The sequence below is a fragment of the Breoghania sp. L-A4 genome, assembly GCF_003432385.1.
Taxonomy (GTDB): domain Bacteria; phylum Pseudomonadota; class Alphaproteobacteria; order Rhizobiales; family Stappiaceae; genus Breoghania.
Genome location: NZ_CP031841.1, coordinates 3,682,548 through 3,709,441, shown reverse-complemented (window position 1 = coordinate 3,709,441; position 26,894 = coordinate 3,682,548). Strand labels below are relative to the sequence as shown.

Genomic DNA, 26,894 nt, shown 5'->3' with positions numbered 1-26,894 from the left:
CGCCTTGCGGCTCCGGTACGTCGGCCGGGCCCTTATCTCAGTCCGCAGAGCGTGAGCAGGAAACCCAGGTTCTCGTTGCCGGAGAACAAAAGCCCGAACAGCACCAGCCAGATGATCAGCAGGGTGTGCCAGTAGAGCGCGCAGCGCCCCAGGCTTCCCTGAACCTCTTCCGTGTCGCCCTCGCGCCACAGCCGGGTCGTCACGCGTCCGAGCGCCACCATGCCGCCGCCCATGTGCAGTGCGTGCGCGATGGTGATCATGTAGAAAAACGCGATCGCCGGATTGGTAACCTCGAACGCCGGCAGAGTGCTGAGCTGGTTCCAGGCGACGATCTGCCCGCCGAGAAAGGCCAGCGTGAAAATTCCGCCGAACGCCACGCCGCGGTTGAGCCAGTGCGTGCGGCCGGTTTCCGAGCCGATCAGCGCCAGCTGCAGCGCGCCGCTGCCAAGGATCAGCAGCACCGTGTTGGTCCACAGCAGGCTGATCGGGGGCGTGGGGCGCCAGTCCTCCTGCACCATGCGCGCGCCATAGGCGGTGATCAGCAGCACGAACAGCACCGTGACCACGCCGAGGAACACCCGCAGCCCGAGCGACGCCCTGGGCAGGGCGAACGTGGGACCCGTATGCGCGTTGTCGATCAACGCCTGCGCCTGCGTCCAGGGTTTCGCCGTGATCTGGCTGAACAGGCTCATGTCGCCCCCGCCGTCTGGCCGGCCGCCGTCCGGCCCGCGGACGTCCGGCTCACCTCATTGGGAGGAACGTTCTGCGGGATGAAGTCGTCCACGACGCCGGGCACGGAGTAGTCGTACGGCCAGCGGTAGACCACCGGCAGCTCCTCGCCGAAGTTGCCGTGCTCGGGCGGCACCACCGGGGTCTGCCATTCCAGCGAATTGGCCTTCCACGGATTGGGCTCCGCCTTCTCGCCGTGGCGCAGGCTCCAGATCAGGTTGAACAGGAACACTATCTGCGCGGCGCCGACGGTCAGCGCCATGACGGTGATGAAGGCGCTGAGCGACATGGCGGATTCGGGGATGAAGGCGGTCTCGCCCAGCTCGAAGTAGCGCCGCGGCACGCCGAGGAAGCCGAGATAATGCATGGGGAAGAAGATCAGGTAGGCGCCCAGGAAGGTCACCCAGAAGTGGATGTGGCCGAGCGTGGTGTTGAGCATCCGGCCGCTCATCAGCGGATACCAGTGATAGATCGCGCCAAAGATCACCAGGATCGGCGCGACCCCCATCACCATATGGAAGTGGGCGACCACGAACATCGTGTCCGACAGCGGCACGTCGACCACCACGTTGCCCAGAAACAGCCCCGTGATGCCGCCATTGACGAAGGTGACGATGAAGGCCAGCGAGAACAGCATCGGCAGGGTCAGGTGGATGTTGGCCTGCCACAGGGTGAGCACCCAGTTGTAGACCTTGATCGCCGTGGGCACCGCGATGATCAGCGTGGTGGTGGCGAAGAAGAAGCCGAAATAGGGGTTCATGCCCGAGACATACATGTGATGCGCCCAGACGATGAAGCTCAGCGCGCCGATCGCGACGATGGCCCAGACCATCATCCGGTAGCCGAAGATGTTCTTGCGCGCGTGGGTGGAGAGCAGGTCGGAGACGATGCCGAAGGCCGGCAGGGCGACGATGTAGACCTCGGGATGGCCGAAGAACCAGAACAGATGCTGGAACAGGATCGGGCTGCCGCCGCCATACTCCAGCCGCTGGCCGAATTCCGCGATCGCGGGAATGAAGAAGCTGGTGCCCAGCACCTTGTCCAGCAGCATCATCACGCAGCCCACCAGCAGCGCGGGGAAGGCCAGAAGCGCCAGCACGGTGGCGGTGAAGATGCCCCAGATGGTCAGCGGCATGCGCATCAATGTCATGCCGCGCGTGCGTGCCTGCAGCACGGTCACCACATAGTTGAGCCCGCCCATGGTGAAGCCGGCGATGAACAGGATCAGCGAGACCAGCATCAATATGATGCCCGATTCCTGCCCCGGCGTGCCGCTGAGGATGGCCTGCGGCGGATACAGCGTCCAGCCGGCGCCGGTGGGTCCGCCCGGCGTGAAGAAGCTGGCCGCCAGAACGATCACGGCGAGCAGGTAGATCCAGAAGCTGAGCATGTTGACATAGGGGAACACCATGTCGCGCGCGCCGACCATCAGCGGGATCAGATAATTGCCGAAACCGCCGAGGAACAGCGCCGTGAGCAGGTACACCACCATGATCATGCCGTGCATGGTGACGAACTGGTAGTAGGCGTTGGCGTCGATGAAGTCGAAGACCTCCGGAAAGCCGAGCTGCAGCCGGATCATCCATGACAGCACCAGCGCGACGAGGCCGATGGCCATGGCCGTGGCCGAATACTGGATCGCGATGACCTTGGCGTCCTGGCTCCAGACGTATTTCGTCCAGAAACTGTGCGGGTGGTAGAGTTCCATCTCTCCCACCTGGGCCTCGCGAATGTGCCCGTCCGCGGTGGGGGACACGTCTGTCGGCGTGATGTCGGCCATGTCTGTACTCTTCCGTTTCCTCCCGCCGGGGCCATTCTCGAGCGGCTCCTCGGCTCACGGGATGCGTCCGTGTCTGTTTCGCGCCGGCGCGGTGTCGGGCGCGCTATTGCGGCGTGGCGTCGGCCGTCGCCTTGGCCGCCGGTTCGCCTTGCGCGACCTCCAGCGTGCGAGGCGCGGCGTTGCGGGCCATATACTGCTCGTAGGTTTCCTGCTCGGCGACCCAGGCGTCGTAGTCCTCCTGCGCCTCCACGACCACTTCGCCGCGCATGACGTGGTGGCCGACGCCGCAGAGCTCGGCGCACAGGATGTCGTAGGTGCCCGCCTTGTTCGGCGTCAGCCAGAAGTAGGTCACCATGCCCGGAACCATGTCCATCTTGGCGCGGAACTGCGGCACGTAGAAATCGTGCAGCACGTCGATCGAGCGCAGCTGAACCTTCACCGGCTGGTCGAGCAGCAGGTGCAGATCGGCGGCCTCGATCAGGATGTCGTCGCGGCCGGCGGGATCGTCGGGATTGAGGCCGAAGGCGTTGTCGTCGATGTGCTCGACCGCGGTGGTGCCCAGCTTGCCGTCCGCGCCGGGCAGGCGGTAACTCCACTGCCACTGGTTGCCCATGACCTCGACGACGACGGCGTCCTCGGGCACGGTGACGTACTGGTTCCACACGAAGAGCCCGGGCGCCAGCATGCCGGCGACGCCGATCGCGGTGATCGCCGTCAGCCAGACCTCCAGCCGCTTGTTCTCCGGCTCGTAGTCCGCGCGCCGGCCCTCGACGTAACGGAACTTGATCAGGCAATAGACCATGAAGCCGACCACCAGCACGAAGGCCACGCCGGTGATCCAGAACGTGATGGTGATCGTGTTGTCGATATAGCCCCAGTTCGACGCAATGGGCGTGGACCACCAGGGGCTCATGAAGTGGAAAAGGACAGAGCCGGCGGCCAATATTATCAGTGCAATCGCTATTATCATGGTTATTATGCCCCAACTCTGAACGTATCGAGTCGAACTCGCGATCCATGCGTGCCGGAACGTTAACACAGTTAAATGGGTCGTGGAAGATACTAAGACTTCCGCTCGGTCAGGCGACAAATTCGATTGTGCCGCAACCGGTTATGGTGTGTTATTGATCTGGTTCCTGTTACGGATGCGTGATCGGGGGGAAGCAAGAATGACCATGACGCTTGGTAAATTGTCGGCGCTTTTCAAGCTGCGGATCGGGTTCGCCATCACCTTGTGCGCGGCCGCCGGAATGGCGATGACCCAGGGTCCCGCGCTGCCCGCCTGGAAGGTTTCCGTGCTCCTGCTGGCGGTGTTTTTGTCGTCGGGCGCGGCCGGCGCCTTCAACCAGTATGCGGAGCGGGATCTCGACGCGCGCATGGCGCGCACGCGGCGCAGGCCGTTCGTCACCGGCGAGTTTCACGCCGGTCCCGCCTGGCTGGCGATCATCCTCGGCATTCTCGCGTTCGCCGTGGCCGCCGCCGCCTGGGCGCTCAACGTGATGTCCGCGCTCTATGTCTTCTCCGGCGCCTTCGTCTACGGCGTGGTCTACACCGTGTGGCTGAAGCAGCGCACGGCGTGGAACATCGTGGTGGGCGGGCTCGCGGGCAGTTTTGCGGTTCTCGCCGGTTCGGCCGCCGTGGACCCGGCCCTGTCGCCCGCCGCCATCGCCCTGGCGGTCGTGCTGTTTCTGTGGACCCCGCCGCACTTCTGGAGCCTCGCGACCGTGCTGCACAAGGACTATGCCGCGGCCAACGTGCCGATGCTGCCCGTCATCGTCGGCGACGCGAAGGCCGCGCGCATCACGCTGGGCCACACCATTGCCTTGGTCGCCGTCTCGGTGGTTCCGGTGGTCTTCGGCATGGGCGTGATCTATCTTGCCGGCGCGCTGGCGGGCGGGGCCTATTTTGTTCTCAAGAGCGTCGATCTGGTCCGCGACCCCGGCCCGAAGGCCGCGCGCGCCAACTTCCTCGCCTCCTTCGTGCAGCTCGGCCTGCTGCTCACCGCCGCCATCGTCGACCGCGCGGTGGGGTAGGGGGCAAACCAGCGGCGCCACCGTCATCCCGTGCGCGGTGCGGCACGCAGTGATGCGCCGCAGACACGTGCCGTGATGTCACGGGGCGGGCTGGCCTCACGATATCATGGGCCACGTCCCTGCTGGCTCCTGTCAGAATGGATGCCAGGTCAGGCATGAGTGCGCAGGCTGCATTACCTGCTCCACGCCATCCCACCCACCGATGTCATCCCCGACTTGATCGGGGATCCACTCTGCGCGCGGCAGGCAAAAGGGTCTGCAATGGGCACATGCGTGCTCTCGAACGCGATCCGGAAAATGCCGAGACTTGGATTGGATTCTCGATCAAGTCGGGGATGACGGCTGAGGGCTGGAAGGAAACAATCGAACTTCGGATTTCGGCCCGGAGCCGACGTTTGCACCGGGTGCCGCGAAGGACCGCTTCGGGCCCATTTTGACAAATGCTGCACTTTGGTCAATTTGCCGCGAAGCAGTGCAAAGCGGACACGCCTAACTGGGATGCGGCTCCAAGAGCAATGCAGCCCGTGACCTGCATCAAGATGAGAAGAGGGCTGATATGCAATCATTTTCGGATGAGTGATGTAGCAATCATTGACTGGCTTCTCGAGGGTGATCCAGCGATCCAGTACCAAACGTGTCGTGACCTTCTGGATGAGGAACGGCCCGACATAAGAGCGCAGATTGCGACTGAGGGGTGGGGCGCCAGATTTCTCGCCGCCCGCAATCCTGACGGGTCTTGGGGTGACAGGTTTTATCAACCCAAATGGATCAGTTCGCACTATACGCTGCTTGATCTTAAAACACTGTGTGTCGCGCCGGACCACCCGCTGATCCGCGACAGCATTCGGGACATCTTTGCCGATCTCATGGGCCCCGATGGCGGGATACTCTGCAACCGCGGCAATGAAACAAGCGATGTCTGCGTCAACGGCATGGTGCTGAACTATGCCAGCTACTTTGGAATGCCCGAAGATCAGCTGAAATCGGTGGTGGACTTCTTGCTGAGCGAGCATATGACGGATGGCGGGTTTAACTGTCGAAGCAACCGCTCCGGTGCGCACCACTCCTCGTTGCATTCCACGCTGTCCGTGCTGGAGGGCATTCAGGAATATGCCGATACTGGCTATCGCTACAGGCTGGGTGAGTTGCAGCAAGCCGCAGCCAAGGCGCGAGACTTCATCTTGCTACACCGGCTGTTCAAATCGGACCGTACGGGCCAGATCATCAACAAGAGTTTTCTGAAGCTGTCGTTCCCGCCGCGTTGGTATTACAATATCCTGCGCTGTCTGGATCACTTCCGCGTCGCTGGGGCACCGTGGGACGATCGCATGGCGGATGCCTTTGGCGTTCTGATGTCGAAGCGAAGACCGGATGGTCGCTGGCCACTGCAGGCCGCCCATCCGGGACAGGTGCATTTCAAAATGGAAGAACCGCGGCAACCCAGTCGGTGGAACACGCTTCTGGCGATGAGGGTGCTGAAGACCTATCCACAAGGGAAGCGCGACGATCCCGCTCTCTCCTGAGGTATGGGTCGCAATGCGCCATTATGCGGACCTTAGAATTGTTTTGGCCAACGGCAGCAAAGTCCGCAGAGCCGCCGTTGGTTCACACCGCAGCAAACGCCCGGTCCCCGTCCACTTCAACTGCCAGACGCGCACCTCACCGCGCCGCTGCGCGATGGCAGCGGATCTGGAGAGCGGTCGTCGGGTGACTCTCGTGCCGGAGGGGACGCCAAGGGCGCGCGCTCGGCCTCCCCCGTCATCCTCGGCCGAGGATCCAATTCTTTCAATACCTTATGGATGCCCGGGACAGGCCCATGCATGACAGCTCCGGGGATTTCGCGCGCCGGCCGTGGGGCAGGAGGCTTCTCCGGCGCTTCGCCGCCGCTCCCCTACCGCGGCACTGCCGCGCGATAGAGGTGCCATGTGGCATGGCCCAGCACCGGCATGGTGATGGCCAGGCCGACGAACAGCGGGATGGAGCCGAGGATCAGCCCGGCCGCGACGATGCCGCCCCAGGTCAGCATGACCTTCGGGTTGCGCCGGAAGACGGCGACGGAGGTCAGCGCCGCGGTGGTGGCCGAGACGTTGCGTTCCAGCAGCATGGGAAACGAGGTGGCGGCCACCGCCAGAACGATGACGGCGAAGACGAAGCCCACGGCGGTGCCGGCGATGATCAGCGTCCAGCCGGCCGACGTGGTGAAGACGTCGGTGGCGAATTGCGCCAGCGAGGTCGGCGCCAGTCCGCCGAAGGTCATCCAGTGGATGACCATGGCCGAGGCCAGCCAGACGAAGTAGATGATGCCGAGAAACACCGCGAGCGTCGCGATCGCGCCAATCGTCGGCTTGGCGAAGATGCCGAGGCTGTCGCGCCACTCATACGGGCGGCCTTCCTCGCGGCGGCGGCTGATCTGGTAGAGCCCGAGGGCGGCGACGGGACCGACCAGCGCAAAGCCCGACATCAACGGGAAGATCAGCGGCAGCATGTCGTAGCCCGCCGCGATGCGGCCGGCGAACAGCCCGACGATCGGATAGATCACCATCAGCATGATGATGTGGCTCGGTTTGGCCTTGAAGTCGTCGATGCCCTTGTGCAGCGCCTGGCGCAGGTCGTCGGTCGTGATCGTGTTGACGGCGGGAAGCTCGGCGCGCAGGCCTGCGGTGGAGAATGTCGGTGAGAGCGGCATGGTCGCGTGTCCTGAGAATGAGGTCAGAACGGGCGCGGCAAATTTTGTGACGTAAAGGTATTTGAGTTGTTAAGTCACACCTGTCGCGTCCAGTGTAGGACTATAGTACACCATGCCGTGTCACTTTGTCGCATTCATTCGAATTCCGTCGCTAATTTGACTCGAAAATCAGTCTAAAAACCTTCTAATTAGCGCGAATTCGACAGAAGTTTTTGAGTCAGTAGAATTGAGTTTTATACGTGAAGTTACGTATATATGACCGCTTTCTGTGCATGCCTGAGGAATGCTCATTCGGGTCGTGCCGGGAGTGCGGGTGCCGCGGTCGCAGGATATCCGTGCGGGGTTAGCGGGGATATTACCGAGCGCAGGTTGGCGCTCCGGCAGTCGCGCCGCTGCCCCGCAGGTGCGGGGACTTTTACGGGCCCGGCGGTTCCCGTCATGGGGGCGTCGACGGCTCCCCTTCCGACGCCAGCCGTGTTCAGCGGATCGCGCCGATCAGCGCCTTGTCGGGGAAACAGGTCGCCGGCAGCCCCGCCTTCTCCTGCCACAGCCCGATCGCCGTGCGCGTCTTGAAGCCGATCAGCCCGTCGGCGCCGCCCACGTCATAGCCCGCGCGCTCCAGCCGCTGCTGCATCTGCTGCACGTCGCGGCGCGAGAAGCCGCCGGTGACGCTCCAGTCCGCCACGAACGGCTTGTTGCCGCCGAAGCGGTCGGCCAGGTGGCCGATGAACAGCGCGTAGGCGTCGGACTCGTTGTAGGTCTTGAGCACATAGAAGTTCGGCGTGGCGACGAAGGCCGGACCGAGACGCCCGGCGGGCATCAGGAGGTGGCCGTGGCTCGCCAGTTCGTGCGCGGGAAACGGCCGGCCGCTGATCCGCGCGGCCCCGGCGCCCACCCAGTCGCTGATCGGCCAGCCGCGTTCCGGACCCTCCAGCGTGCAGGAGATCTTTTCCGGGATGCGCGCCTCAAAGCCCCAGTCGCGCCCGGTCTGCCAGCCGTGCGCCTTCAGGTAGTTGGCGATCGACGCCAGGCTGTCGGGCACCGAATTCCAGATGTCGCGCTTGCCGTCGCCGTCGAAGTCCACGGCGAATTTCAGGAACTTGCTGGGCAGGAACTGCGGATGTCCAAGCGCGCCGGCCCAGGAGCTTTTCAGCGCGTCGCCGGGAAAATGATCTTGTTCCAGAATCTCCAGCGCCGCCAGCACCTCCTCCTCGAACACCTGCTTGCGCCGGCCCATGAAGGCCTGCGTCGCCAGCACGCGGATGGCGTTGTGCGGCAGTCTTGCGGCGCCGAAGCCGGTTTCCCGGCCCCAGATCGCCACCACAATGCGGCTGGAGACGCCGTAGCGCTGCTCGATGGCCGCCAGCGTGTCGCGCCATTTGGCAAGCTGCGTGCGGCCATGGGCCACCAGCGTGTTCAGATTGGCTTCGCTGAAATAGCGCTGCGGGCTGCGGAATTCCGCCTGCTGCTGGGTTCTCGGAGCCTGTCCGGGCGCGCCGGGGGCGCGCAGGTCGGGGAGTTTCCAGTCCAGCGCGACGCCGGAAAATGCGGTGTCAAACGTGGCTCTGGAGACGCCCCGCGCCTTCGCCCGCGGCCAGAGGTCCCGTGCCAGCCAGCTGCGGAACTGCGCTTCAACAGTGGCTTTCGACGGTGCGGCGGAGGCGGGCTGCGCCGCGAAGCAGAACGCGAGCGCCAGGAGAAGAACGGCGGCGCGCAAGCCTGCCGGCGGATGCGGAGCCGGCGCGCGCGCGGGGGTGGCGTGTGGTTTCATCGCCGCAGGATAGAGCATCGGACCCGCGTCTGGGAACCGGCGGCGGGATCATTTCTTCGCGCTGCGAAGGCCGCGCCGCGAAGGCCGGGGTGCGTCAAGCTGCGGCCGCTCTCAGGCGACCTTGCGCGCCACATCGGCGAAGAGTTTCTCGCCCTGCTCGAACATCTTCGGCAGGTCCTCCGCCGGGCGCGGCCGGCTGAACAGATAGCCCTGCACGTCGGTGCATCCCTGGTCGCGCAACCAGTCGAACTGCGCGCCGGTCTCGACGCCCTCGGCCGTGCTGGCCATGCCCAGGCTGGCGGCCAGACCGATGGTCGCCTTGACGATCGCCGCGCAATCGGGCCGCTCGATCGCGTCGCGCACGAAGGACTGGTCGATCTTGATCCGGTCGAAGGGGAAGCCGCGCAGATAGGACAGCGAGGCGTAGCCGGTTCCGAAATCGTCGAGCGCGATCCTGACGCCGATGGAGCGCAGGTGGTTGAGCGTGTTGACGGTGGCGGTGCTGTGGGTCAGCAGCGCCGTCTCCGTGATCTCCAGCTCCAGCCGGCGCGGGGACAAGCCGCTGGTGCCCAGTGCGCCGAGAATGATGTTGAGCAGTTGCGCGTTGTGGAATTGGGTCGGGGACAGATTGACCGCCAGCGTGACCGCGCGCGGCCAGCTTGCGGCCTCCGCGCAGGCGGTGCGGATCACCCAGGCGCCGATCTCGTCCATCAGCCCGCTTTCCTCGGCCACGGGGATAAAGTCGGCCGGGCTGATCGCCCCCTTGACCGGGTGGGTCCATCTCAGCAGCGCCTCGAAACCCCTCAGGGAGTTGTCGCAAGCGGAAATAACAGGTTGATAATGCAGGGAGAATTCGTCCGCCTTCAGGGCCGCCTGCAGATCCTCGGTCATGGTGCGGCGCTTGCGCACCTCCGCGTCGATGGCGGGACCAAAGACGCGGAACTGACCGTGGCCCTCGTTCTTGGCGGTGTAGAGCGCCAGGTCGGCGTTGTTCATCAGCTGCTCGGGCGAACAGGCGCCGTCGCCGGTCAGGGCGATGCCCGCGCTCGCGCCGATTTGTACTTGTTTTCCATGCAGTTGGTAGGGCAGGCTGATGATGGCGATGACCTTTCTGGCGAGTTCGACAACGTCCTCTTCGCGCAGCGGGCCGGACGGCAGCACCGCGAATTCGTCGCCCGCCAGACGCGCCACGATGGCGGTATCGCCGACCGTGTCCGTCAGCCGTCCGGCAATGCAGACCAGAAGCCGGTCGCCGACCGTATGTCCCATGGAATCATTGACGGATTTGAACTGGTCGAGGTCGATGCAGATCAGCGCGGGCGGCGATGTGGCCGCCTCGCCGGCGATCCGCGCGCTCAACAGTTCGCGGAAATGCGCCCGGTTGGGCAGCCCGGTCAATCCGTCAAACCGCGCCATCTGGGCGATGCGCTCCTGCGCGCGGCGGCTCTGGGTGACATCGGATCCCACGCCGCGATAGCCGCGATAGGCGCCTGTCTCATCGAACACCGGCTTGCCGCACAGGGACCACCAGCCATCGATTCCGCCGATGGTTACGGCCACCACCTGGTCGCGGAACGGCGCGCGCTTGGCGATCAGGTCTTCGACCAGTTGCAGGTTGCCCGTGCCCGCATGTCCGGCGTGGGGGCAGAAAACCTCGCGAAAACGCCGGTTCTGGAGCGCGGCGGCCGGCTGGCCGAGCATTGCCGCGAGACGCATGGAGACGTGTTGTAGCCGGCCTTGTTCGTCGATTTCCCACAGCCAGTCGCTGGCGCTTTCCTCGAAATCGCGCAGCAGCAGGCCGATCAACTCGTTCTGTTTCACCAGTTGTGCCTGGTCGATCAGGCGGCTGATGAACATGTCGGCCTTCCAGGTGGTGGTCTTGGCCAGGATCCATGTGTAGATCAGCAAGATGACGCCGATGTAGACCAGAACGGGTTCCGCGGCCGAAATCAGCGCGAAGGCGGAGGCCAGCGCCAGCATGAATGTGTAGGTCAGCGCCGCCAGCGGCACGGTGGACAGCGCCAGCGCGCCCGCGCTCATCATTCCGCTGGTCAGCACCGCGATGAACATCCGGGCGCCGGGTTCCGCCTGCGCGAACAGCGTTATGGGCACCATGCTCCACAGCAGCGCCAAGACGGCGGAATTGATGATCATGCGGCGGATGCTTTTGGACGAGCGCGACCGTCGCGGCAGGCCGTCATTTTGCAGCAGCGGCCGGTTGCGCCACCAGGACCGCAGGCCGGTTACGGCCAGAGTGATGGTCAGAGCGGACCAGGCAATGAGAAACACCTGATGATCGCTTTGCCAGAACAGCCAGTCGACGGTGCCGACGTTGAGCAGGTTGGCGATCATCATGACAGGCGTCAGGCGCAGGATCGCCGCGATCTGCCCGGCTCTGATCTTGCCGGCCAACGGCTCGGGAATGTGGTCGGTGTTCGGCAGGTGTACGCCGAGAGCGGCGACAAGGCTGTGCAACATTGCCTTGCAGGCATGCGCAATGTCCCGTGCTTTCGTCTGGCGCCGCGCGCCGGCATTGCGTGCCTGGTGGGTGTCTTGGTTCGTGCTCAACAAAGCTCTCCGCCGCCGCGCATGTGCCTCGTGTTTCGTCAACTGCATGTTCGAACAAGCCGTGGCCGATGCCGTAGCGGACTGATGCGTCACCCGTTGATCACCAGGGTCCGGACAAGCAATTCTTGGATGCGATCCGGGTGCCGCAGGTCGCTGGGAGGCGAGCATCATTTCGATAGTCGGTATATTATCTGAGTAACGACGTATTTTTTCTTAACGTTGGCATATTGCGTCAACATGTCTTAGAAATCGTAAAATTACATATATATACTTATGTAGTTTATACTTATGTCGGTCCGCGCCGCCGCGACAGAGGACATGACCGCCTCGATCACCGAAATCGGCCAGCAGGCCACCAAGTCCCGCGATATCGCGCGTCAGGCGGTGCGCACAAGACCAGCGAGTCCGTGCGCGGGCTGGCCGGGGCCGCCGAGGCCATCGGCTCGGTCATCGGGCTGATCTCCGACATCGCGGCGCAGACCATCCTGCTGGCGCTCAACGCCACGGGCTGGCCGGCGAGATGGGCAAGCGGTTGTCGCCCCCGAGGTCAAGGAGCGTCTTCGACCGGGTGCTGGCGGCCTGATCCGCTTCCCCTTCGCTTCGCCAGAGTGTCATCTGTCGTCAGCCGCCGCGGTCACATCCGCGGCGGCTGATTTGTTATCAGCAGTTCTTGGGGCGGCGGGGTCCCAGATCGATCTGGCACTCGTCGGTGACCGCGCCGATGACGGCACCACCCACGGCGCCCACCGCTGCTCCGGCGAGGATCGGTCCGCCGGCAATGGCCGCCACACCAACACCGGCCGCGGCGCCGATGCCCGCGCCGCTCGCGCTTCGCTCCAGGCGGCTGGAGCCGCAGGCGGCGAGCGAAAGGCCGAGGCCGGTCAGGACCACGAGACGGAAAACGCTGTTGTTACGCATAAAATACTCCGGTTGGACTGTGTCCCAGCAGAGAGACAGTCAACAAAAGGTTTAAACGATCGGTAAAGGTGCCCGGACGCGCCGCCGTCCGCGACGCGCGCCAGACCGGATCGTGCCGGCGGTTGGCGAATTTGACGAATACGCGCAATTTCGTGCGTCTTTTTGAAGCGCGTTTGTTGCTCTTCGCCCTTGCTTCGCTTATGTGTGCGGCCAACGTTCCCACCCCATTTTCGGAGCATTTTGAGCCCATGGCGCGGCAGTTCATCTACCACATGCACGGACTGTCCAAGTCCTACGACGGCGGCAAGAAGGTCCTCGACAACGTCAATCTGTCTTTCTATCCGGACGCGAAGATCGGTATCCTCGGCCCCAACGGCGCGGGCAAGTCGACCCTGCTGAAAATCATGGCGGGACTCGACAAGGAATACACCGGCGAGGCCTGGGCGGCCGAGGGCACCAAGATCGGCTATCTGTCTCAGGAGCCGCAGCTCGACGAGAGCAAGACCGTGATGGAAAACGTCATGGAAGGCGTTGCCCACAAGCAGGCGATTCTCGACCGCTACAACGAACTGATGATGAACTATTCCGACGAGACGGCGGAAGAAGGCGGCAAGCTGCAGGATCTCATCGACGCGGAAGACCTGTGGAATCTCGAAAGCAAGGTCGAGATGGCGATGGAAGCCCTGCGTTGCCCGCCTTCGGACTCCGAAGTCACCACTCTTTCGGGTGGCGAGCGCCGCCGCGTGGCGCTGTGCAAGCTGCTGCTCAGCGAACCGGATCTGCTGCTGCTCGATGAGCCGACCAACCATCTCGACGCCGAGACCGTGCACTGGCTGGAACGCCACCTGCGCGAGTTCAAGGGAAGCGTGCTGATCATCACCCATGATCGCTACTTCCTGGACAATGTCACCGGCTGGATCCTCGAGCTCGACCGTGGTCAGGGCATTCCCTACGAGGGCAACTATTCCGCCTATCTGGAGAAGAAGTCCAAGCGGATGCTGCAGGAGGGCCGTGAGGACATGGCCCGCAACCGCGCGATCGCGCGCGAGCGCGAGTGGATGGGCATGAGTCCGAAGGGCCGCCAGACCAAGTCCAAGGCGCGCATCAGGGCCTATGACGATCTGATCTCCAAGCAGGAAGAGCGGATGCCGTCGATCGAGCAGATCCTGATCCCGGTCGGCGAGCGGCTGGGTCAGAACGTCATTGAGGTCGAGCATGTCTCCAAGGGGTTTGAGGACCGGCTGCTGATCGACGATCTCACGTTCAAGCTGCCGCGCGGCGGCATCGTCGGCGTGATCGGCCCCAACGGCGCGGGCAAGTCGACCCTGTTCAAGATGCTCACGGGCCAGGAGAAGCCGGATCAGGGCACGATCACGATCGGTGACACCGTGCACCTGGGCTTCGTCGACCAGTCGCGCGATTCACTGGATCCCGAGAAGAACGTGTGGGAGGAAATTTCCGGCGGCGCCGAGGTGATCTATCTCGACGACAAGGAAATCAACTCACGTGCCTATTGCTCGTCCTTCAACTTCAAGGGCCCGGCCCAGCAGGCCAAGGTCGGCAATCTGTCGGGCGGTCAGCGCAACCGGGTGCATCTGGCCAAGGTGCTGAAGACCGGCTCCAATGTGCTGTTGCTCGATGAGCCGACCAACGATCTCGACACGGAGACGCTGGCGGCGCTCGAGGACGCCTTGGAAAACTACGCCGGCTGCGCCGTGGTCATCTCGCATGACCGCATGTTCCTCGATCGCCTTGCCACCCACATGCTGGCGTTTGAGGGCGACAGCCACGTGGAATGGTTCGAGGGCAACTTCGAGGACTACGAGAAGGACAAGGTCCGCCGCCTTGGCGCACACGCCGCCGACCCGCGCCGCATCAAGTACAAGCCGCTGACGCGTTAGGCGCCCAGGATTTTCGCACAGACGGATCGGCGGGTCGCAAGACCCGCCGTTTCGCGTTCCGAGCCTGCGCCCGGCTTTTCTACGTGCCGGGGCCTAGAGCGTTTCCTTGTTAAATGGACCATTCTGCGGCGATGAATTTTGTCGAGGATCAAGAGGATTGGCGAAGGGCATATCGCGGATATGGCCGAGACGAGCCTCGCCGATAATCGGGAAAATTCATCCCGCCCAAAGGGTTGGTCGAAACCGGCCGTCCGCCGCGTCAACGGCCTCCGCCGTAGCATGGGCTATGCCGTTCGCCCGTTTCCTCGCGGATCGAACCGGTTTGGACCAACAGAATTGATTCCATTTAACAAGGAAACGCTCTAGAGGGGCTTGCCGATGCGGCTCAGGAGCGGCTGCGGCGAGACGAAGGGCTCGAACTCGCGGCAGGTGTCTCCCGCGCGACACAGTTGCGTCAGGCGGTCCATGAGCACATCGTCGGAAATGCTGGCGCTGTCACGGCAGATATCGCAGGGCACCGCGCGGCATCCGTCGTAGACGCAGCCGCACCGCGTGCATTTCTTGCCGCCGCGCTGGCCTGTGCAGCGGCGCCATGAGCACGAGTCGCCCCGCACGGAGACGCCGCCGACATGGAAATACAGCCCATCGCAGGCAAAGACCTCTTCGAGACCGACAATGGTGCTGTCGGACGGGGTGGGGATGTAGAGGAAGCCGTCCGACCCTTCGCGCAGCCTCGGCTCCGGCATGTAGATCGCCAGCGCGCCGTCGGCGGAGAGAACCGCCTCGATGGTCCGGAAATCGCCCCGCAGGTCGTTTTGTCTGCCGTAGCCGGCGCCCCTGAGTATTTCGAGTGCCTCCGGCCCGGGAATGACGAGCGTTTCCGTTGGAGCGCCGGTGTCCATGAAGACCGGATTGTCGAAGAGTTCGAGCAGGTTGACGGCCAGGCGGGCTTTGATCTCGCCGACGGTCTGGTCATAGTAGACGACCTGTGGCTGTTGTGACGTCGCCAATGATTCATTGGCGTAACAAGCGCCGCGAAAACCAGTAGTACGAATGAGAGGGCTTCATGATGCCGCTCCTTTGTTCAATTTTTCATATTTTGAAAATTCACTGTTATTAATAAATATCGCATATATACTCTGAATGTGGTTTGTATTGCATGTTTTCAGGTCAAATTGAACTCTCCTTTTCTGATGAAAAGCTGTGAATTGAACTTGGTATCATATATTCCTTTGCGTCATTTTTGGGTGGCTGGCCGTCTCGCGGCGCAAGCCTCGCGGGTGCCAAGCGACCAACCGCGACCCCGTTGCGCCCACATTTTGCCGTTTCCGGTCATTCGGCGGTTGCCGGTCCATGGCAATTGTTGCAGGATTGGGGATGTTTCGTCGCGTTAAGCCATCGTGGGCAGGGCCGTTGTACGATGACGGTGTGTGACAAGCGGCGGCGGCGGATGAAACGATAGATTTATTGATTTTGGCGATCAATGCTTTCTTGTGACCGAGTATTGCGGCTTGTTGGAGCAATCGTGCCTGGAAATCCGAACCCCTGCGAAGCCATGGTCGACGTGATGCCGAAACGGTCTGCATCCCGCTCGCCCCTTCTCCTTGCGGGTGTCGTCTTCCTGGTGCTGGGGTTGCTTCTGCCTGGGCGCCCTTTCCCGCCGATGGTGTTTGCCGGGGATGGAACCAGCGGGCGGGCTGCCGGTGACGGCAGCTTTTCAAGCACCGCGCGCCCGGCGCGCGATGGCGACGTTGCCGTTCGTGAGGAGTTCGACGCGGCCGTGCGTCGCGACACTCCGGAGGGCTACGAACTGTTCATTCTGCGGCATCCCGACCATCCTTTGGCGGAGGAGGCGCGCAGACGGCAAGACAAGGCACGCGGGTCGACTGACAAGGACCGGCAAGACTTCAACCCCAACTGACCCTCAGGGCGCCGTTGCATTGCCTGAGTGGTCTGACTTCCAATTTTGAGGACATACGATGAGCGGAACGGGAAACACCACCAAGTCGGTCGCCTCGACCGGAAATCAATTCATTGATGGCGTTCTCACCTATGACGCATGGGCCGATTCGACGCTGTACTATTCGTTTTCGACGAGTTCCGCCGCCTATTCCTATACCGGCACGGGCAACGAGGATCTGCCCGCCAATTTCAACGCCATTACCGCGGCCCAGCAGACAGCGGCGCATTTTGCGCTGAGTGCGGATGACGGGCCGTCCGCGAGCGCGGGTTTCTCGCTCGAAGGATTTACCGCGATCAATGTGGCTTCGCTGGGGAGCACCAACAGCTCGACGGCGGAGATCCGTTTTGGCGAAACGTCGTCGTCAAGTCTCGGAACAGCCCAGGTCGCTGACTTTCCCGGCAACTATATTACGGGTCCGTCCGGCGACAACGGGGACGTCTGGTTCGGTTCTTACAGCGGCTATATCTACCGCACGCCGGTGGCGGGCAATTACGCCTGGCATACCCATCTGCATGAGATCGGCCATGCGCTTGGTCTCAAGCACGGTCAGGAAAACTCCGGCGCCGGGCCGACGCCGGCGGCCTACGATTCCATGGAATATTCCGTGATGACCTATCGTTCCTATGTGAACGATCCGCTGATCGGCGGCTATTCCAACGAGACCTATGGTTATGCGCAGTCCTACATGATGGCGGACATCGCCGCGCTGCAGCACATGTATGGCGCGGACTTCACGACCAACAGCGGCGACACGGTCTACAAGTGGAATCCGAATTCCGGCGACACGCTGGTCAATGGTGCAGTCGCGATCGATGCGGGCGGCAACCGGATTTTCGCGACCGTCTGGGATGGCGGCGGCACCGACACGTATGATCTCAGCAGCTACACGACCGCGCTGATGCTGGACTTGCGCCCCGGCGAGCATTCGGTGTTCAGCGCCGTTCAGCTCGCCTATCTCGGGGACGGCAACTACTCGCGTGGCAACATTTTCAATGCGCTGCAATATCAAAGCGATACCCGCTCGCTGATTGAGAACGCCATTGGCGGCTCCGGCGACGACACGATCACCGGTAATGCGGCAAACAACACCTTGCAAGGCGGCAACGGCGCCGACATGCTGTACGGCGGCCTTGGGAACGACACGCTCGAAGGCGGCGCCGGCGCCGACCTGCTCGACGGTCAGGGCGGCTGGGACATGGCGAGCTACGCGGGCTCATCGGCCGCCGTGACCGTCAATCTGGGTGACGGGCTGACCGAAACAGGCGGCGACGCTGAGGGCGACCAGCTGTTGCGTATCGAGCATCTAGAAGGATCGGTCTTCCACGATACGCTTATCGGCAACGCCGGCATCAATTACCTGTATGGCGGTAACGGCAACGACACGCTCGAAGGCGGCGCCGGCGCCGATCTGCTCGACGGCCAGGGCGGGTGGGACAGGGCGAGTTACGCGGGCTCGTCGGCTGCTGTGACCGTCAATCTCGGCGACGGGCTGACCGAAACAGGCGGTGACGCCGAGGGCGACCTGCTGTTGCGTATCGAGCATCTCGAAGGATCGGCCTTCGACGACACCCTTATCGGTAGCGCCGGCATCAACTACCTGTATGGCGGGGATGGCAACGATACGCTCGAAGGTGGCGCCGGCGCCGACCGTCTTGACGGTCAGGGCGGCTGGGACAGGGCGAGTTACACGGGCTCATCGGCCGCTGTGACCGTCAATCTCGGTGATGGACTGGTCGAGTCCGGTGGCGATGCGGAGGGCGACCAGCTGCTGCGTATCGAGCATCTCGAAGGATCGGCGTTTCATGACACGCTTATCGGCAGCGCCGGCATCAACTACCTGTATGGCGGGGATGGCAACGATACGCTCGAAGGTGGCGCCGGCGCCGACCGGCTTGACGGTCAGGGCGGGTGGGACATGGCGAGCTACGCGGGCTCATCGGCCGCCGTGAGCGTCAATCTGGGCGACGGGCTGGTCGAGTCCGGCGGTGATGCGGAGGGCGACCGGCTGTTGCGCATCGAGCATCTCGAAGGATCGGCTTTCAGCGATACCCTTATCGGCAGCGCCGGTATCAACTACCTGTTTGGCGGCGATGGCAACGACACGCTCGAAGGTGGCGCCGGCGCCGACCGTCTCGACGGTCAGGGCGGGTGGGACAAGGTGAGCTACGCGGGCTCATCGGCCGGGGTGAGCGTCAATCTGGGCGACGGGCTGGTTGAGTCTGGTGGCGACGCCGAGGGCGATCAGCTTCTGCGTATCGAGCATCTCGAAGGCTCAAGCTACGCCGATATCCTGACCGGTTCTGCCGGGATCAATTGGATGGGTGGCGGTGCCGGTGCCGACGAACTGGCCGGCGGCGGGGGCAACGACCGCTTGAGCGGCGGCACGGGCGCTGACGATTTCATCTTCAACACCGGCGACGGCAGCGACACGATCACCGACTTCGAGCTCGGCCTCGACGACATCCGGATTCTCTCCGGCGCATCGAGTTTCGGCGATCTGACGATCACCGACAGCGGCGCCAACGCTCTGGTGCAGTTCGCCGATGTGTCCATCACACTGCTGAACGTCGACCACACGCTTCTCATGTCGGATGACTTTCTTTTCGCCTGAGACTTGCTCAAAGGGCGGAGCCTGCGGCGGCGGGCTCCGCGCCTCGCGGCTCGGGCTTCCGGCGCGTGTTATGGCAGGACCCGTTGGGAGCGACCTTCGGCACCGGCTGCCTATTCCTCGATTTCTTCCGTCTCGCCGATCTGCCGTGCGCTGCCCCACGTCGTCAGCACGCCGTTGATGGCATCGCATGTGAAAAAGCGCGCCGCATCGCGATCGTAGCCATCGCCGAGAAGATCGTCGTAGTCTGTATGGGCGTGGCGGATTCGGCTGGTGGCCGCCAGCCAGACCGCGATGGACGGTGGCAGATGGCGCAGGTGACCGGCCAGCGCCTGCTCCAGGATGCATTCCGCTTCGTCATAGGGTACAAGCGGCACCAGGGCTCGCAACGCCTTGCGCATATCTCTTTGTCTCTTGGTGCCGCCGCTCATAGCCACTTCCCGTGGGCGATCCCGCGTCTGTTACAATTCACCTTGCGTAACAGTTGCTCAGTCCTCAGACTGGCAGCGGTCGCCTTCGTTAGACCCGTACCGCTTTGGAGTGCCGTCGACATGCAAAATATCGCCAGCGACGTGGCTTCAGCCACGACCTCTCCCCAGACTCCCGCGAGCCCGGTCGAGATCTCGGGCGGGGATGCGGGCACCTTCCACTTCGTCATGATCAAGCCGACTCATTATGACGATGATGGCTATCCGATCCAGTGGCTGCGCTCCGCCATTCCGTCGAACACGCTGGCGTGCCTGAACGGTCTGGCCGAGGACGCGCGCTCGCGCGACATTCTCGGTCCCGGCGTCGACATCCGTCTGCATACGTTTGACGAGACCAACCGGCGGGTGCGGCCGGAAAAGATCGCGCGCCAGCTCCGCCGCGACGGGGGCCGGGTGCTGATCGGCCTGGTGGGCGTTCAATCCAACCAGTTTCCGCGCGCGGTCGATCTGGCGCGGCGCTTCCGTGCCCAGGGGCTCACCGTCATGATCGGCGGGTTCCATGTGTCGGGCTGTATCTCGATGCTTCCCGAAATGCCGCCCGAGATGGTCGCAGCCCAGGCCGAGGGCATCAGCTTTTTTGCCGGCGAAGCGGAGGAGGGACGTCTCGATGAGGTTTTCCGCGACGCCTACAAGGGCGAACTGAAACCGCTCTACAACTACATGAAGGATCTGCCGGGTCTCGTTGGCGAACCCACACCGATCCTGCCCAACCAGCATGTCGGGCGCACCGCCGGCTCGCATTCGTCGTTCGATCTCGGGCGCGGCTGTCCTTACCAGTGCTCGTTCTGCACCATCATCAACGTCCAGGGCCGCAAGAGCCGGTTCCGCTCGCCTGACGATCTGGAAGGCATCATCCGCGACAATCTCGCGCAGGGCATCAACCGGTTTTTCATCACCGACGACAACTTCGCCCGCAACCGCGAGTGGGAGGCGTTTTTCGACCGGCTGATCACCATGCGCGAGGTCGAGAAGCTCGACATCAAGTTCATCATCCAGGTCGACACGCTGTGTCACCAGATCAAGGGCTTTGTCGACAAGGCCGCGCGCGCCGGCGTCAACCGGGTGTTCATCGGGCTTGAGAACATCAATCCCGACAATCTGATCGCCGCCAAGAAGCGTCAGAACAAGATCACCGAATACCGCGATATGCTGCAGGCCTGGCGCGATCACGGCTGCACCACCTATGCCGGCTACATCCTGGGCTTTCCCGGCGACACGCGCGAGAGCATCCTGCGCGACATCGCCATCATCCAGAAGGAGCTGCCGCTCGATCTCCTGGAGTTCTTCTTCCTCACGCCGCTGCCCGGTTCCGAGGATCATCTCACCCTCTACAAGAAGGGTGAGTGGATGGATCCGGATCTCAACAAGTACGATCTCAACCACCGCGTGTCGCATCATGGCAAGATGAGTGATGCGGAATGGGAGCAGGTCTACCGCGAAGCGTGGGACGCCTATTACTCGCCCGAGCATGTCGAGACGATCCTCAAGCGCGCGGCCGCGCACCCGAAGGGTCGCCCCGGCAACAAGCTTTTCCTGATGATGTGGTTCTACCTGATGGTGAAGTATGAGGGCGTGCATCCGCTGGAGGGCGGCTACATGCGCCTGAAACACCGCCGCGACCGGCGCTCCGGCATGCCGATCGAGAGTCCGCTGGTGTTCTACCCGAAGTTTTTCGTGGAATCGCTGGCCAAGCAGCTCGCCTACGGCATGGAGTTCCTCAAGGTCTATTTCCGCTACCGGCGGGTGAAGCGCGCGCCCGACCGGCGCAGCTACACCGACAAGGCGCTGTCGACGGCGGTCATGGACGATCTCGACGCGATGGAGATGTTCACCCAGACCGACGGCGGCAAGGCGGCGGTGGCCAAGTCGCGCCGCGACAAGGAGCTGCGCGCCGCGGCGCGGACGGCGGCGGAATAGGACAGTGCTAGAGCGTTTCCTTGTTAAATGGGATCAATTCTGTTGGTCCAAACCGGTTCGATCCGCGAGGAAACGGGCGAACGGCGTAGCCCATGCTACGGCGGAGGCCGTTGACGCGGCGGACGGCCGGTTTCGACCAACCCTTTGGGCGGGATGAATTTTCCCGATTATCGGCGAGGCCCGTCTCGGCCATATCCGCGATATGCCCTTCGCCAATCCTCTTGATCCTCGACAAAATTCATCTCCGCAGAATGGGTCCATTTGACAAGGAAACGCTCTAGGCTGTTGGCGCGGCGGAGTATCCGGGTCTCTCGACAGCTTCAGGCTTTGCGCCTATTTCTGGGGCCTGTCCTGATATTCGCGAGAGGTCCCATGACCGCAGAGCTGTTTCCCGATGATGCCACGCGCATTGTTCCCGCACGCAGGCTGACGGGGCGTGTTTCCCGCGTTCTGGCCGCCATGGGCGAGGATTTCGCGACCACCCAGGTCGACGACCTCCCGTTTACCTTTGACGGCATTCCCGGCGATGTGCACGCGGGCACCACCCGGCGTTCGGGCGGACGCGAGCCGTGGTATCCGCGCGGCACCGAAATGCGCAACGAGCGCCAGCTCTCGGTGCTTGCCGCCGATGAGCTGGAGGAGGTCGCGCGGCTGATGGAGATCGATCGGCTGCTGCCGGAATGGATCGGCGCCAATCTGGTGCTCGAGGGACTGCCGAGGCTGTCGATGATTCCGCCGCGGACGCGGCTTGTGTTCGAGAACGGCGCGGTGCTGCGGGTGGACGGCCAGAACGCGCCCTGCCGCTCCGCCGGCAAGGGGATCGCCGCGCATTTCCCCGAGCGCGAGGGGTTGGACCTGTTGTTTCCCAAGGTGGCCAAGCGCCTGCGCGGGCTTGTGGCCTGGGTGGAGAAGCCGGGTGTTGTCACGCCGGGCGAGACAGTCATCGCGAACATGCCCGAGCAGTGGATCTATGAGGAGTAAGCGCACGGGCGGCTGGCGCCTTTGCCGTTCGACGAATTGACCTGCGTTCGGGAACGCGGGATAAAGTAGTGTGTCCGTTCGCCAGCCGCCGCGGGGAGGAAGCCTGTGGCAGGGAGTTGGCGTACGGGCGAGCCCAAGGGCGTGTTCTGGGAGGAACACATGGACGTTGTGCACGGCGGCCATCATGCGCATCGTGTCGAGGCGGCGCTGGGGTCTGGCGCCGCGGCGACCTCGTCGCTGGTCGCGTCCTGGCAGCGCTCGTCGCGTCTGCACCGGCTCGATCCGGCCGATTACAAGCCGCCGCGGAGGCTCGGTTCCCGCGAATTCGATCAAGCGCGCCAGCGCATGGAGCCGTTGCTGCGCGCGGCCCAATCGAGTCTTGACCGGCTTTATCTCGCCGTCGGCGGCGTCGGCTGTTGCGTGCTCCTGGCCGATACCGACGGCGTTCCGGTCGATCGCCGAGGCGCGGTTGCCGATGATGATACGTTCCGTGCCTGGGGGCTGTGGACCGGATCGGTCTGGAGCGAGGACGCCGAGGGGACCAACGGTATCGGCACCTGTCTGGTCGAGCGGCGGCCGCTGACGATCCACTGCGATCAGCATTTCTTTTCCCGCAACACCGCGCTCAGTTGCACCACGGCGCCGGTCTATGACCACGAGGGCAATCTGGCGGCGGCCCTCGACGTGTCGTCGTGCCGGGCAGATCTGACGGAGAGTTTCGTCAATCTGATTTCCGTGGCGGTCGGCGATGCGGCGCGGGCCATCGAAGCGGTTGCTTTCCGCCAGGCCTTTCCCGATCGTCGCATCGTGCTCACGCCGGATGCAAAAAGCGGTTCCGCCAGTCTGCTTGCTCTCGACAAAGACGATCTCGTCGTCGGCGCCACGCGCGCCGCCCGGCGTGTGCTGGGTCCAACCAGCGAATGGCTCGGCAAGCCGGTTCCGGCCGGTGACGACGCTGGCGGCCGCACGTGTCCCTCGGAGGATCTCGCACGGGCGGAGCGTGCCGCCATGAAGCGGACACTTGCGCGGGTGGACGGCAACGTTTCGGCGGCGGCCAAGGCGCTCGGCATCAGCCGGGCCACGTTCTATCGCAAACTCGGCCGTGTCCGTCGCGACCCGCATTAGTGCCGGGCGCGGTGACGCGCGGCGCCCCGAGTGTCGCAAATCTGAGACACTTGCCTTCCACGCTCCGGTTCCCCCGGCTGACAGTGCTCTGTCGCTGCGGCAGGCTGACTCCCAGACGCCGCGTGTCGCGGCATCACGTTTGGGAGGACAGCATGAACAAGATGGACGTGACCCGTTCGGTCAAGTCGCCGTTTGCGACGCGATACGACAATTTCATCGGCGGTCAGTGGGTCGAGCCGGCCACGGGCGCCTATTTCGAGACCACTTCGCCGGTCAACGGCCAGGTGCTGTGCCAGATTGCCCGCTCCAACGCCGAAGACGTCGAATGCGCCCTTGATGCGGCCCACGCGGCCAAGGATGGCTGGGCGGCCACCAGCGTTGCGGATCGCGCGCTGGTTCTGAACCGCATCGCCGATTGCATGGAGGACAATCTCGATCTGCTGGCGCTGGCCGAGACCTGGGACAACGGCAAGCCGATCCGTGAGACGACGATCGCCGATCTGCCGCTCGCCATCGACCATTTCCGCTATTTCGCCGGTGTCCTGCGCGCCCAGGAAGGCGGGATCTCGGAGATCGACAAGGACACGGTCGCCTACCATTTTCACGAACCGCTCGGCGTCGTCGGTCAGATCATCCCGTGGAACTTCCCGCTGCTGATGGCCTGCTGGAAGCTGGCGCCGGCGATTGCCGCGGGCAATTGCGTCGTGCTGAAGCCGGCCGAACAGACCCCGGCCTCGATCATGCTGCTTATGGACCTGATCGGCGATCTGCTGCCGCCTGGCGTGCTCAACGTCGTCAACGGCTTCGGCCTGGAGGCCGGCAAGCCTCTGGCGTCAAGCCCGCGTATCGCCAAGATCGCCTTCACCGGCGAGACCACGACCGGCCGGCTGATCATGCAGTATGCCAGCCAGAACCTCATCCCCGTCACGCTGGAGCTCGGCGGCAAGTCGCCGAACATCTTCTTCGAGGACGTTCTGGCGGCCGATGACGACTTCTTCGACAAGGCGATCGAGGGGTTTGTCATGTTCGCGCTCAATCAGGGCGAGGTGTGCACCTGCCCGAGCCGCGCGCTGATTCAGGAATCGATCTACGAGCGCTTCATGGAACGGGCGTTGAAACGGGTGGAGGCCGTCATCCAGGGCGATCCGCTCGATCCCGCGACGATGATCGGCGCTCAGGCATCCAGCGAACAGCTCGAGAAGATTTTGAGCTACATCGACATTGGCAAGCAGGAAGGGGCCGAGTGTCTGATCGGCGGGGAACGCAATCAACTGCCGGGCGATCTCGCCGGCGGCTACTACGTCAAGCCGACGGTGTTCAAGGGTCACAACAAGATGCGGATCTTCCAGGAGGAGATCTTCGGTCCCGTGGTCGCGGTTACGACTTTCAGGGATGACGCCGAGGCGCTCGAAATCGCCAATGACACGCTCTATGGCCTCGGCGCCGGCGTGTGGACCCGCGACGGCAACCGCGCCTACCGCTTCGGCCGGGCGATCCACGCCGGTCGCGTGTGGACCAACTGCTATCACGCCTATCCGGCACACGCCGCATTCGGCGGCTACAAGCAGTCGGGAATTGGCCGCGAGACCCACAAGATGATGCTCGACCACTACCAGCAGACCAAGAACATGCTGGTCAGCTACGCTCCGCAGAAGCTCGGCTTCTTCTGAGCGGCTTTGCGCGATGTCTGGCAAGGAGCGGTTCGCAGGGCGATGCGGGGCATCGTTCGAGAAGCGCGACGCGGTCCAGTCGTTGTGACCATTGGTATCAAATGCTGCGCGCGGACGGTCTCCCGACGTACTTCGGGCGCAGTTCCTCCAGGCGGCCCGGTTTCGGCCGGGTCGCCGACATTCCTTGGGCATTTGTCATGCAGATCTCCGTAACCGGCGCCGCGCTGGACCTTCTCGCCGAGATTGTTGCAGACGCGGGACCGGTCCTGTTTCACCAGTCCGGCGGCTGCTGTGATGGTTCGTCGCCGATGTGCTACGCAATCGGTGACTTCCTTCTTGGCGATCATGATGTGCTCGTTGGCGACGCCGGGGGCGCAGCGTTCTATATTGGCGCCGCGCAATACGAGGCCTGGAAGCACACCGACCTGATCCTCGACGTGGTGCCCGGGCGCGGCGGCATGTTTTCGCTCGACAATGGCCGCGAGCGCCGTTTCCTGATCCGCTCCAGTGTGTGCGGTGTGGCGGCGCCGAGATAGGCAGCCGTCCGATCGGCTATTGGGCCGCCTCGCCGGGGAACCGCATGGCGCAGGGGCCGCTGAGTTCTTCGGCGACCTCCGCGATCAGTTCGCCAAGAGCGATGAAATCCTGCTTGCGCGGCGATGTCTTGCGCCAGAGAAGACCGATGGTTCGCGAGGGCTGCGGTTCCGTGAAGCGCAGCAGGGCGATGCGCTCGTCGCGGACCTCGACGTCGATGCACATTTCGGGAAGCAGGGTGACACCGTAGCCGGCGGCGACCATCTGCATCACCGTGGTCAGGCTGGTGGCGCCGAAATCCGACGTCCGGCCGGAACGGCCATGCAGGTTGGCGCAATAGGTCAGGGCCTGATCGCGCAGGCAGTGGCCTTCTTCAAGCAGCATCAGGTTTTCATCGGCGATCGACGACGGCTTGACCCGTTTGCGCTCGTCAAGATCCGGCCGCGCGTGGGTTGCGAGCAGGAAGCGGTCCTCGAACAATCCAAGGGATTCCGTTTCCGGCGTATCGGCGGGGAGCGCGGCGACCACCGCGTCCAGTTCGCCGCGCAGCAGTTCCTCGATCAGCGTCGCCGTCAGCGTCTCGCGCAGTTTCAGTTCGATGTCCGGATAGGTCCCGTTCAGCCGCGCCAGCATGCGGGGCAACAAATAGGGCGCGATTGACGGTATAATTCCCAGGCGCAGCGGACCGCTCATGACGCCCGCTGCGTGATGGCCATAGTCCATCAGGTCGCGGATCTCGGCGAGTATGTTGCCGGCCCTGCGCGCGATCTCGTCGCCCTCGCTGGTCAGACAGACATCGTTTGGGCGGCGCTCGACGAGGTTGATTCCCAGATGGCCCTCCAGGTCTCGGATCTGGATCGACAGCGCCGGCTGCGAGATGGCGCAGGCCTTCGCCGCCTTGCCGAAATGACGGTGGCGGGCCAGGGCGTCAAAATATCGAAGCTGTTTGATCGTGATCATGGACGATAAGATATTCTTATCGCGATGATCATGCAATCAAATTAGAATTTATCAAAAGAAGGGTGCATTCTGTCTGTGCAAGTTTCAATCATGGGAGATTCGCCATGATCTTTAACTCAATCCTGACGACGAGCGCCGGCGCGCCGTATCGGACAAACAGAACTCGGTGACCGTTGGCGAAAGCGGGTCTGGCTCAGGCGGGATGTCCTGCCATCGGAGTCGTCGACCCGCATTTGCCGCGAACGCACTGCGGAACACAATC

General features: G+C 63.4%; 20 protein-coding genes. 10 read left to right on the top strand and 10 right to left on the bottom strand.

Going from position 1 to position 26,894, the window contains the following annotated elements; translation table 11 throughout:
• Positions 1-32: 32 nt before the first annotated feature.
• The 3 genes from D1F64_RS16900 to coxB form a co-directional block, all read right to left on the bottom strand.
• Positions 33-692, bottom strand: coding sequence for a cytochrome-c oxidase (locus D1F64_RS16900; RefSeq protein WP_117413369.1), 660 nt, complete (start codon positions 690-692; stop codon positions 33-35).
• The gene (locus D1F64_RS16895; protein WP_117413368.1) at positions 689-2,509 is read right to left on the bottom strand and encodes a cbb3-type cytochrome c oxidase subunit I; all 1,821 of its coding nucleotides are present in this window, start codon (positions 2,507-2,509) and stop codon (positions 689-691) included. Before D1F64_RS16895 ends, D1F64_RS16900 begins: the two co-directional genes overlap by 4 nt.
• Before the next feature lie 103 nt (positions 2,510-2,612).
• Entirely contained in the window at positions 2,613-3,479 is an 867-nt protein-coding gene (coxB, locus tag D1F64_RS16890; RefSeq protein ID WP_117413367.1) for a cytochrome c oxidase subunit II, read from the bottom strand.
• A gap of 199 nt (positions 3,480-3,678) precedes the next feature.
• On the opposite strand from coxB, the gene cyoE reads away from it, so the two are divergent.
• Both cyoE and D1F64_RS16880 read left to right on the top strand, forming a co-directional pair.
• Positions 3,679-4,542: a heme o synthase gene (gene cyoE, locus D1F64_RS16885; protein WP_117413366.1), complete on the top strand. Its 864-nt coding sequence runs from the start codon at positions 3,679-3,681 to the stop codon at positions 4,540-4,542.
• Between the two features lie 515 nt (positions 4,543-5,057).
• Entirely contained in the window at positions 5,058-6,065 is a 1,008-nt protein-coding gene (locus tag D1F64_RS16880; RefSeq protein ID WP_205470511.1) for a hypothetical protein, read from the top strand.
• Between the two features lie 368 nt (positions 6,066-6,433).
• Here the strand turns inward: D1F64_RS16880 and D1F64_RS16875 are convergent, their stop codons facing one another.
• From D1F64_RS16875 to D1F64_RS16860, 4 genes are all read right to left on the bottom strand, one after another.
• Positions 6,434-7,228 (bottom strand): DUF2189 domain-containing protein, encoded by a 795-nt coding sequence (locus D1F64_RS16875; RefSeq protein WP_117413365.1) that lies wholly within the window; start codon positions 7,226-7,228, stop codon positions 6,434-6,436.
• 478 nt (positions 7,229-7,706) lie between these two features.
• Positions 7,707-9,017: a lytic murein transglycosylase gene (locus D1F64_RS16870; protein ID WP_346432257.1), complete on the bottom strand. Its 1,311-nt coding sequence runs from the start codon at positions 9,015-9,017 to the stop codon at positions 7,707-7,709.
• A 93-nt stretch (positions 9,018-9,110) separates the two neighbouring features.
• Positions 9,111-11,567, bottom strand: a complete 2,457-nt coding sequence (locus D1F64_RS16865) for an EAL domain-containing protein (protein ID WP_162901619.1) — start codon at positions 11,565-11,567, stop codon at positions 9,111-9,113.
• A 660-nt stretch (positions 11,568-12,227) separates the two neighbouring features.
• Positions 12,228-12,485: a hypothetical protein gene (locus tag D1F64_RS16860; RefSeq protein WP_117413363.1), complete on the bottom strand. Its 258-nt coding sequence runs from the start codon at positions 12,483-12,485 to the stop codon at positions 12,228-12,230.
• Positions 12,486-12,733: 248 nt separating this feature from the next.
• On the opposite strand from D1F64_RS16860, the gene ettA reads away from it, so the two are divergent.
• Positions 12,734-14,386 (top strand): energy-dependent translational throttle protein EttA, encoded by a 1,653-nt coding sequence (ettA, locus tag D1F64_RS16855; protein WP_117414672.1) that lies wholly within the window; start codon positions 12,734-12,736, stop codon positions 14,384-14,386.
• Positions 14,387-14,748: 362 nt separating this feature from the next.
• Here ettA and D1F64_RS16850 read toward each other — a convergent pair whose 3' ends face one another.
• Positions 14,749-15,396 carry a hypothetical protein gene (locus D1F64_RS16850; protein WP_117413362.1) on the bottom strand — a complete coding sequence of 216 codons (648 nt, stop codon included), beginning with the start codon at positions 15,394-15,396 and terminating at the stop codon, positions 14,749-14,751.
• 545 nt (positions 15,397-15,941) lie between these two features.
• On the opposite strand from D1F64_RS16850, the gene D1F64_RS16845 reads away from it, so the two are divergent.
• Both D1F64_RS16845 and D1F64_RS16840 read left to right on the top strand, forming a co-directional pair.
• The gene (locus D1F64_RS16845; RefSeq protein ID WP_117413361.1) at positions 15,942-16,307 is read left to right on the top strand and encodes a hypothetical protein; all 366 of its coding nucleotides are present in this window, start codon (positions 15,942-15,944) and stop codon (positions 16,305-16,307) included.
• A 58-nt stretch (positions 16,308-16,365) separates the two neighbouring features.
• Positions 16,366-18,960, top strand: coding sequence for a M10 family metallopeptidase (locus tag D1F64_RS16840; protein ID WP_117413360.1), 2,595 nt, complete (start codon positions 16,366-16,368; stop codon positions 18,958-18,960).
• Between the two features lie 110 nt (positions 18,961-19,070).
• Here D1F64_RS16840 and D1F64_RS16835 read toward each other — a convergent pair whose 3' ends face one another.
• Positions 19,071-19,388: a DUF2293 domain-containing protein gene (locus tag D1F64_RS16835; RefSeq protein WP_117413359.1), complete on the bottom strand. Its 318-nt coding sequence runs from the start codon at positions 19,386-19,388 to the stop codon at positions 19,071-19,073.
• Between the two features lie 225 nt (positions 19,389-19,613).
• On the opposite strand from D1F64_RS16835, the gene D1F64_RS16830 reads away from it, so the two are divergent.
• From D1F64_RS16830 to D1F64_RS16810, 5 genes are all read left to right on the top strand, one after another.
• Entirely contained in the window at positions 19,614-21,362 is a 1,749-nt protein-coding gene (locus tag D1F64_RS16830) for a radical SAM protein (RefSeq protein ID WP_117414671.1), read from the top strand.
• A gap of 372 nt (positions 21,363-21,734) precedes the next feature.
• Positions 21,735-22,343 carry an MOSC domain-containing protein gene (locus tag D1F64_RS16825; RefSeq protein WP_117413358.1) on the top strand — a complete coding sequence of 203 codons (609 nt, stop codon included), beginning with the start codon at positions 21,735-21,737 and terminating at the stop codon, positions 22,341-22,343.
• A gap of 159 nt (positions 22,344-22,502) precedes the next feature.
• Positions 22,503-23,468 (top strand): GAF domain-containing protein, encoded by a 966-nt coding sequence (locus tag D1F64_RS16820; RefSeq protein ID WP_117413357.1) that lies wholly within the window; start codon positions 22,503-22,505, stop codon positions 23,466-23,468.
• Positions 23,469-23,620: 152 nt separating this feature from the next.
• Entirely contained in the window at positions 23,621-25,138 is a 1,518-nt protein-coding gene (gene adh / locus D1F64_RS16815; RefSeq protein ID WP_117413356.1) for an aldehyde dehydrogenase, read from the top strand.
• 197 nt (positions 25,139-25,335) lie between these two features.
• The gene (locus D1F64_RS16810) at positions 25,336-25,674 is read left to right on the top strand and encodes a DUF779 domain-containing protein (protein ID WP_117414670.1); all 339 of its coding nucleotides are present in this window, start codon (positions 25,336-25,338) and stop codon (positions 25,672-25,674) included.
• A 16-nt stretch (positions 25,675-25,690) separates the two neighbouring features.
• Here D1F64_RS16810 and D1F64_RS16805 read toward each other — a convergent pair whose 3' ends face one another.
• On the bottom strand, positions 25,691-26,632 hold the full coding sequence (locus D1F64_RS16805) for a hydrogen peroxide-inducible genes activator (RefSeq protein ID WP_117413355.1): 942 nt from the start codon (positions 26,630-26,632) through the stop codon (positions 25,691-25,693).
• Positions 26,633-26,894 lie beyond the last annotated feature (262 nt).